This is a genomic window from Thomasclavelia saccharogumia DSM 17460, assembly GCF_000686665.1.
GTDB lineage: Bacteria > Bacillota_I > Bacilli_A > Erysipelotrichales > Coprobacillaceae > Thomasclavelia > Thomasclavelia saccharogumia.
The window spans coordinates 6,195-15,576 of the sequence record NZ_KK365999.1 but is presented as its reverse complement, the minus strand read 5'-3'; the positions used below and the strand labels follow the sequence as shown (position 1 = coordinate 15,576).

At 29.1% G+C, this 9,382-nt stretch carries 7 protein-coding genes; 6 read left to right on the top strand and 1 reads right to left on the bottom strand.

The genetic code is table 11. The annotated features are described in order from the left end of the window. Together BR82_RS0114890 and BR82_RS0114885 are read left to right on the top strand one after the other, a co-directional pair. The coding region (locus tag BR82_RS0114890; protein WP_027090798.1) for an LPXTG cell wall anchor domain-containing protein at positions 1 to 639 on the top strand (639 nt) is incomplete at its 5' end. A 276-nt stretch (positions 640 to 915) separates the two neighbouring features. Beyond that, the gene (locus BR82_RS0114885; RefSeq protein WP_027090797.1) at positions 916 to 1,791 is read left to right on the top strand and encodes a DUF362 domain-containing protein; all 876 of its coding nucleotides are present in this window, start codon (positions 916 to 918) and stop codon (positions 1,789 to 1,791) included. A gap of 62 nt (positions 1,792 to 1,853) precedes the next feature. Here the strand turns inward: BR82_RS0114885 and BR82_RS0114880 are convergent, their stop codons facing one another. Further along, entirely contained in the window at positions 1,854 to 3,647 is a 1,794-nt protein-coding gene (locus BR82_RS0114880; RefSeq protein WP_027090796.1) for a flavin reductase, read from the bottom strand. 192 nt (positions 3,648 to 3,839) lie between these two features. Between BR82_RS0114880 and BR82_RS0114875 the strand changes: the two genes are divergently transcribed. From BR82_RS0114875 to BR82_RS0114860, 4 genes are all read left to right on the top strand, one after another. Further along, the gene (locus tag BR82_RS0114875) at positions 3,840 to 4,316 is read left to right on the top strand and encodes a pyridoxamine 5'-phosphate oxidase family protein (protein WP_027090795.1); all 477 of its coding nucleotides are present in this window, start codon (positions 3,840 to 3,842) and stop codon (positions 4,314 to 4,316) included. 203 nt (positions 4,317 to 4,519) lie between these two features. Then, positions 4,520 to 5,380: a DMT family transporter gene (locus BR82_RS0114870; protein WP_027090794.1), complete on the top strand. Its 861-nt coding sequence runs from the start codon at positions 4,520 to 4,522 to the stop codon at positions 5,378 to 5,380. A 145-nt stretch (positions 5,381 to 5,525) separates the two neighbouring features. Further along, complete coding sequence (locus tag BR82_RS16545; protein WP_051592871.1) at positions 5,526 to 7,970, top strand: hypothetical protein; 2,445 nt, start codon at positions 5,526 to 5,528, stop codon at positions 7,968 to 7,970. Positions 7,971 to 8,110: 140 nt separating this feature from the next. Beyond that, positions 8,111 to 8,992 carry a helix-turn-helix domain-containing protein gene (locus BR82_RS0114860; protein ID WP_240474577.1) on the top strand — a complete coding sequence of 294 codons (882 nt, stop codon included), beginning with the start codon at positions 8,111 to 8,113 and terminating at the stop codon, positions 8,990 to 8,992. The last annotated feature ends 390 nt before the right edge of the window (positions 8,993 to 9,382 follow it).

The window sequence follows — 9,382 nt, the reverse complement described above, 5'->3', positions numbered from 1 at the left end:
ACAGAAGCGATGGAAAACGCTAAAGCAGTATTAGATGATCCAGATGTAACCCAAGAAGAAGTAGATAATGCATATAACGAATTAATGACAGCATTTTTTAACTTAAAATTAAAAGCCGATAAAGAGCTATTACAGGGATTATATGATAAAGTAAGTGGAATAGATATAGAACGCTATACAGAAGCTAGTGCAGAAAGATTTATAGAAGCAGCAGCCAAAGCAAAAGAAGTATTAGAAGATCCAAATGTAAGTCAAGAAGAAGTAGACAATGCATATAATGGATTATTGAAAACATATTTAGATCTACGGTTGATTCCAAATAAGGAATTATTGACAGGAACGCTTACTAAAGCGATGGCGTTAAATAAAGTAAATTATAGTGCAAAGACTTGGGCAGTAGTAGAAGAAGCAGTAAATGAAGCGCAAGTAGTATTAAATGATCCCGAAGCAGTGCAAAGTGAAGTAGATAAAGCCAATGATGCTTTAACAAAAGCAATCGAAGGGTTAGAAAGTACATCAGTTGTAAAATCAGGTGATACAACAAGTGTTGCTACTGGTGATGATACTAATCTAACAGCAGTTTTAGGGACAGCTGTCTCATTAAGTGCAATTGCGTATTTATTTAGAAAGAAAAAGTAATAAAAATTAAAAAATCTCTTTAGTATTTTTCTAGTTCTTATTTGATAATGAGTAATTAAAAATAAGGAAGAATTGAAATAACAAAATTTATTTATAATTTTAATTCTTCCTTTTATATTTTTATTTTAAAACTAGAAAAAACTATTCTTAGATAGATTTTTTTTATTATATTTGATAGCTTTAAGTGAAAATGTTAAAGATGATATTAAAATATTATTGACCTAAAGTTAACTTTAAGGATTATAATGGTAAGTGAGAATACGAGGAGTGGTGAAAATGAAAAAAGCAAAAGTATATTTTACAAATGAAATTAGTGCAAAAGCAATGATTAAAATGTATGATGTGTTGGGAGTAAAATTACCTGGTAAGGTTGCTGTGAAAATTCATTCAGGGGAAGTAGGGAATCAAAATTTTATTAAACCGGATTTTATGGAACCAATTATTAAATATGTAGATGGAACAATTGTAGAGTGTAATACAGCATATGAAGGGAAAAGAAATACAACTAAAGAACACTGGGAAACAATGAAATTACATGGCTGGTGTGATATTGCAGCGGTTGATATCATGGATGAAGATGGTGAAATGGAGTTAGCTGTAAAAAACGGGTATCATCTAAAAGTAAATTATGTTGGAGAACATTTAAAAAATTATGATTCAATGTTGGTGCTAAGCCATTTTAAAGGTCATCCAATGGGTGGTTTTGGTGGAGCTTTGAAAAATATTTCTATTGGGATAGCTTCATCGCATGGTAAAGCTCATATTCATGGGGCTGGAGTTCCTGAAGAAATTTGGACTGCTGATCATGATTCATTTTTAGAATCAATGGCTGATGCAGCTCAGACAATTGTTAATTATTATCAAGAAAATATTGTTTTTATAAATGTTATGTGTAATATGTCAGTTGATTGTGATTGCTGTGCAGTGGCTGAAGATCCAGCAATTGCTGATATTGGAATCCTTTGTTCAACTGATCCAGTGGCATTAGATCAAGCTTGTTTAGATTTAGTTTATGCATCAAATGATCCTGGTAAACAACATTTATTAGAACGAATCGAGTCAAGAAATGGTGTGCATACAGTTGAAGCAGCTGCAGCTTTAAAAATTGGTAGTCGTGAATATGAATTAATTGATATTGATCAAAATAAATAGACAGCTAGTAAAACTGTCTATTTTTTATAAATAAAAGGAGACTAATAATAGCCTCCAAATCATTAATTTTCGATTGGTTCAAAATCAACAACACCATGCTTACACAATGGACAAATATAATCATCAGGTAATATATCACCTTCATAAACAAAACCACATACTTTACATACAAATCCTTTTTTACCTTCAGTATTAGGTTTAGGTTTAACATTATCTTGATAATAAGTATAGCTCATTGTTTCTTTATCAGACATAACACGTGCTTCAGTTACTTTACAAATGAACATACCATGAGTTTCTAAATCAACATAGTTTTCAACCTCAAGTGACATAAACGCATTAATATAGCGAGGTAAAAAAGCAAGTCCGTTATCAGAGTATAAAGGTTTAAAATCAGCAAATTTATCTGTTGTTCGACCACTTTTAAAACCAAAACGCTCAAAAACATTAAATGGTGCATCCACTGATAAACAGTTTACATTTAATTTACCAGTTTGTTTGATCACATGATGTGAATAGTTTTGTTTATTAATATTTACAGCTATACGATTTGGAGAATCACTAACTTGAGTAACAGTATTAACAATTAAACCATTGTCTTTTTTTCCATCATTACTTGTAACTACATACAAACCATAACCAATTCTAAATAATGCACTCATATCATGTTTATTTGCTTTTTCATCAGATTGTGCAATATAGTCACGGCATAATTCTTCGGATAACTTATCAATTGCTTCGATAGTATCAGCTTTAACAGCGGATTTTACAGTTACTGAATTATCGCTATAAGTAATTTTTTTACATCCTGATAGCATTTCTTTCATCACTTTTATTGCAAGTGGTGACCAAGAACCGTTTTCAATAAATGCAACAGTACGATTTTGGAAGTTTCTTTCAGTTAAGTGATGGATATATTCTTTCATAAAAGGGAATACATCAGCATTATATGTAGTCGTTGCTAAAACTAGTTTACCATAACGAAATGCATTTTCAACAGCTTTAGCCATATCATCTCGTGCTAAATCATGTATTATAACCTTTGGACATCCTTTTTCTTCTAATTTTTCAGCTAAAATTTCAACAGCTTTTTTAGTATTTCCATAAACTGAAGTATAGGCAATTACAATTCCTTCACTTTCAATATTATATGAAGACCAGATATCATATAAATTAATATAGTAACCTAAATTTTCAGTTAACACAGGACCGTGAAGTGGACAAATTATTTGAATATCTAGGCCAGCAGCTTTTTTTAATAATGCTTGTACTTGAGCACCATATTTTCCAACGATTCCAATATAATAACGGCGTGCTTCATCAGCCCATTCTTCTTCAACATCATTAGCTCCGAATTTTCCAAAGCCATCAGCAGAAAATAAAACTTTATCTTTATCATCATAAGTAACCATTACTTCTGGCCAATGTACCATTGGGGCAAATACAAATGTTAAAGTATGTTCACCTAAACATAAAGTAGCTCCATTTTTTACTTCAAGTCTTTTTATAGATGAATCCAAATCAAAAAACTGATCCATCATAGCAAACGTTTTTGCATTAGCAACAATTGTAGTATCAGGATATATTTTAATAAAATTCTTGATGTTTGCAGAATGATCTGGTTCCATATGTTGAACAATCAAATAATCTGGAATCTTATCATTTAAAACATCTGCTAGATTATCTAGCCATTCATGAGTAAAATTAATATCTACTGTGTCCATTACTGCAATTTTTTCATCCATAATTACATATGAATTATATGCCATTCCATTAGGAACAACATATTGTCCTTCAAATAAATCGACATTATGATCATTGACACCTACATAGCGAATATCTTTTGAAATTTCCATAGTTCTCTCCTTACTTTATTTAATAATCATTAAAATTATAGTACATTACTATTTTAAAATCAACGAATTAGCTTCACTTATTAAGGGGTATTTGTAGAAAAATTTTATAATTAAATAAATAGTTAAAATTTAAATCTGTGATATAATACACTTCATAAGAAAACAAATAATTAAAAAGGCAGGTAAAATAATATGCGACGAAGTGATAGAGAAATAACTGATATTAAAGAAATAATTAAAATAATGGAAAAATGTGATGTATGTAGATTGGCACTGAATGATGATGGATATCCATATATTTTACCACTTAATTTTGGAATGCAGGTAAAAGATGATAAAATCACTCTTTATTTTCATGGCGCAACTGAGGGAAGAAAATATGCATTGATTGCTAAAGATAATCGGGTGAGCTTTGAAATGGATTGTTCACACAGATTGGTAATGGATGTAGATCAGGGTAATTGTACAATGGAATATGAAAGTGTTATTGGTAAAGGGAAAATAGAGATACTTTCAGAAGAAGAAAAATATGAGGCTTTATGTATTTTGATGAAACATTATCATCAAGAAGATTTTCAATTTAATCTTGCAGTAATGCCTAAAACAACAGTAATGAAAATAGTTGTTGAAAATGTTACTGGTAAGATGCGAATGAAAAATAAAATTTAGTTTAAATAAATGGTTGTGATATGTTTTACTAAGTTGAATGTATATGTTATTGAATAAAGAAAAGTTTATGAATAGTTTTTATTACTGATAAATTAATAAGATGTAATACATATTGAAAATTTTAAAAAGTTATTATATTATTGATTATTTTTGTGGATATATGTGGATATATTTGTTTTGAATTCAATTAGAAAGGATATTTTATGAATAATAGGAAAAAAGGGATTATATATATTATTTTGGCAGCTTTCTTTTTTGCGGCTATGAATGTTTTTGTGAAACTATCTGGGGATATTCCTTCGATTCAAAAAAGCTTTTTTAGGAACTTATTAGCTGCGTTGTTTGCTTTAGGGGTTTTGATTAAAAACAAAGAGGATTTTAAGTATCAAAAAAAAGATATTCCAATGTTATTATTACGTTCTATTTTTGGAACACTGGGAATATTATGTAATTTTTATGCAGTAGATCATCTTTTGGTTAGTGATGCTTCGATGCTTAATAAATTATCACCATTTTTTGTAATTATTTTTTCAAGTTTATTTCTTAAAGAAAAAGCTAATTATATTCAAAAGATATCAATTATAGTTGCTTTTATAGGTAGTTTATTTGTTATCAAACCATCATTTGATTTTATGAGTAATATTAATTCTTTAATTGGTGTTTGTGGCGCATTAGGAGCGGGAATTGCCTATACTTGTGTTAGACAATTAGGAAAACAAGGTGTAAATAGTGCAAAAATCGTTTTCTTTTTCTCATGTTTTTCATGTATTTCAGTTTTACCTTATATTGCATTAAATTATGTATCAATGTCTTTACAACAATTGCTTTTATTAATTGGAGCGGGATTAATGGCGGCAGGTGGACAATTTTCAATTACTGCGGCTTATACTCATGCGCCAGGTAAAGATATTTCTGTATATGATTATACGCAAATTCTTTTTGCCGCGTTATTAGGTTTCTTTGTTTTGGGACAAATTCCGGATTTATTTAGTATTATAGGATATGTAATTATAATTGGAATTGCAGTTTTTAGTTTTGTCTATCAGCGTAAAATAGTTGATTAGTTTAATGATTGTAGATGTGTTTGAAAGAAATAATTTTAAATTTTTATTAATATTGCTTTTTAGACATTTTAATTATTTTGTCCATTTAATAATATAATTGCCAAGTATATAATGGTACTTATATTTTAGAAAGGACAGGAAGAAAATGAAAAAGAGAAATGGAATGAAAAAATTTTTAATTTGTATGATGAGTGTAATGATATGTATTAGCACATTACCTTATAAGGCAATATGGGCAAAAGAAGATGATGAATTAGTTATTCCTGAATTTAATAAGTATTCATCAGGAGATTATACATTTGAAAAATTTTCCCATGCTGATAAACCAAGACAATCACCAGATGGGATTGTTGATTATGTTGGTAATGGTAATGTAAAAACGTATACACCTGGTCAAAATGAAGATGATACTTATGGTGATCGTGGACAAAGTTATTCTTGGGCTGCAATTACATATGGTGATTATGTTTATGTAGGTACTTGCTACGCTGCAATGGGAAATACTTTAAAACTGATGGATGGCGTATTAGGTAATAAATTTGATACTGAAGTTATGAGAGCAACACTAAATACTCTTTTTAATGGTACATTTTTTTATGGGCAGGAAGATGGCGTGGATTCTCAAGGAATTTTAGTGAAAGTTAATATTAATACTGGTGAAACTGAATTATTAATGTCTAAAAATACCACTGGACAAGCACCTTTATTTAGAAATGCAATTGAATATAATGATAAGTTATATTTTTGTGGCAGTGTTAGTTCAAATGGTGTAGGGTTACCTAGTATTTATGAAGTTGATCCTAAAACAGATAAAATTCAAGAAGTCTATACTGGTTTAACTTTGCAGGAATATGGCCAGGCTTATAAAGAAGGAATTTGTACTGGTATCCGTGGTATGACGGTTTATGATAATCAGTTAGTTGTTAGTTGTGTTGGATTAAATGGACCTTATATTATGATTACATCGAATCCTTCTGATCGTAATTCTTTTAAAGTAATTGCAAATAAAGATGATTTATTCAATTATCCTGCTTATCATTATGTAGATAGCATTTATGGCGGTTCTATCTGGGAAATAGCTTCATATAATGGAAGTCTTTATGTGGCAGTGTGTACTGGAACTCCAGATAATAAACCTGATGAACATACAATGCAGTCTTTTGCAATTGTTCGTGGTGATGAAAAATCCGATGGTACATGGCAGTGGACGAGTGTCATTGGTGATAAAGAAAAGGATAATGCTAAATATACTTTTGGTATCGATCCTCAAAGAACACGAGCAGGTGCTTGTAATATGGTGATTTATAATGATTATCTTTATATTGGTGAGTATGAAGATATTGAAATAGCTTTGGAAGATGTTTTATTTAATACTAACGTTGAGTTTTTAGCAAAAAATTTAGAACAATCAGTTAATCTTTATCGTATGGATAAAAATGAAAATATTGAACTTGTTGTTGGTGATGCTACAGATATGTTTCCTGATGGCGGAATCTCAGGTATTAGTTCTGGTTTTGGACATCATGAAAATCAATATATCTGGCAATCGGTTGTATATGATGGAAAACTATATTTAGGAACATTTGATAGTAGTAGTTTATTAGAACCAATTGGTCAGTTTACTAATGGTGACTTAATTAATCGTGAACCAGAAGAATGGCAGTCACAAATTGCATACATTAAAGTTCTTTTAGAATTGTTGGCACAAAAAAATGATAGTGGTTCTAATTTTAAATTGATGAGTGAATCTAATTCTCAAGAAAAAGCTTATGCAATGGTAGAAAAAGCTACTGAACTTGCAAACGATCGTTACAAAAATATAACTATAAGTTCTTATAGTCAAAATAGAAAATCAAGTCAAAATAATATAGCTTTAACAGATGAACAAAAAGAACAGCTTGCAAATGATATTCTTAATGGGACTATTGCTACTGATTCATTAGAAGCAAAAACTACCGAAGAATTAGCAGTTTTAAATGCAAAATTAGCTCTTTGTGATGATTATTTGAATAAAAAAGGTAGTGAAGAATTTATAAATATATATGAAGAGCTTTATCAATTTTATAAAACTATTGAAGACAAGATTTCAGGTCTTCCAAATATACTTGATGAATTATATGATAAATTATTAAATATGATGACATTAGATAATCTTAAAGCTTTTAAAGAATGCTTGGAATATCTTTCAACAGCTACAAGAGGATTTGATATGTATGTAACTGATGATGGAATTAATTTTGAAACTATTACAACAGATGGTTTTAATGATCCATATAATCATGGATTAAGAATTTTTGCAACATCTGATGATTGGATGGTTGTAGGAACAGCAAATCCATTTTATGGTACGCAGTTATGGAGAATGAAAGGTGAAGGTGGAAATAGTGATCCTATCAACCCTAATGATCCTGCTAATTCTGTTAAACCAGTGTCACCTGATAACTTAGTAACGCCAGATGTTTCTAAAAAATCACCAGATACAGTTAATACAGGAGATTATCAAAATATTGTTTTATGGACAATGGCTGTGATTATATTAGGAACTACTACATTTTATATTTATGGAAAGAAGAAAAAAAAGCTTAATTAATTTTAACTATAAAAATTATTAAATGCAGGTTGATACCTGCATTTTTGATGAAAACTATTGAATAATTAGAAGTTGTTTTTTCAAGCTTCAATAATTGTATCCTTTTTTAATTTAGGTTAAAATAAAAAGAGGTGATTTTTATGTATATTCAAACACAAAATCAATCCATTGTTTTTGAAAGTGATAAATTGACAGATATGCTTGGAAAAATGACTTTTCAAATTCATAGTTTTGATAAATGGGTATCTAATCATGATGCAAGAGCAAGTTATATTTACGATGATATAGAAATTGTATGTTATCGTGAGGGTGGCTCTACAACGATTATTGGTAATAAGAAATATAATTGTAAACCGGGAAGTTTTTTAGTATTAGAGCCGTCACAACTGATTACTACTATTAATGAAGGCTATGATAAATATTCATTTTATTACTTTCATTTTGACATTGAACCTGTTTATTTAAAACATCAGTTTCTTTCATTATTAACAAAACATGGGCATATGATTGAAGCTCATGAAATGTTGGATTATACAGAAATGTTAGATAGGTTATATTTAGAGGCTCAGAGAAAAGAAATTGGTTATTCTAGTATTATTACTTCAGCACTGATTCGTTTGATTGTTCAAATGATGAGAGCTCAATTAAAACGTAGTCAAGATAATTATATCGAAATAATTGATTCGCCGTACATTCAAGTAGTTAATGAAGCTATAGTTTATATTCAAAATCATTTGTTTGAATCAATTAGATTAAGCACGATGTCCCAAGTAATTGGAGTATCTAATAGTGTTTTATATAAAGCTTTTACTAATGTGTTGAATATTCCACCAGCAAAATATATTCATCAACAAAAAATTCAATATGCTCAAAAAAGGCTGCTTCTTAATAAGACAGTAACTGAAGTTGCTCAAGAGTTGGGATATTCTTCAGCGTATCATCTGTCGAAGGCTTTCAAACAAGTAATTGGAGTGAGTCCAAGAGACTATAAAAAAGTAATGAGTTTAAAAAATAGAATTTAAAGATAAAAATCGTATATATAAAAGTATATAGATTTCTTTAGATACTAAATTCCAGCGTATAAAATTGTAAAATATTGATAAATATGATGGATATAAATTGATTAAAATAATTTTTGAAAGATAACCTTAGCATCATTAATTTTATTAGAGAAATAATTAAAAAGCTAAGTTTAATTATATAATTTTACCAGGTAAAATTTTGAATAAAATGGCTAAACCTCTTGTTGGAATACGGGTTTAGAAGAATATGATAGAAAATTATAAAAAAAGAATTTAGCTGGTAAAAAAATATAAAGTTGTTGATATATATAAGCTTTGAGGTATAATGGAAAATGTAAAGTGGCTAATTTACTATGGTTTAATAGTAACATTAGATGTATTGAAATTTTC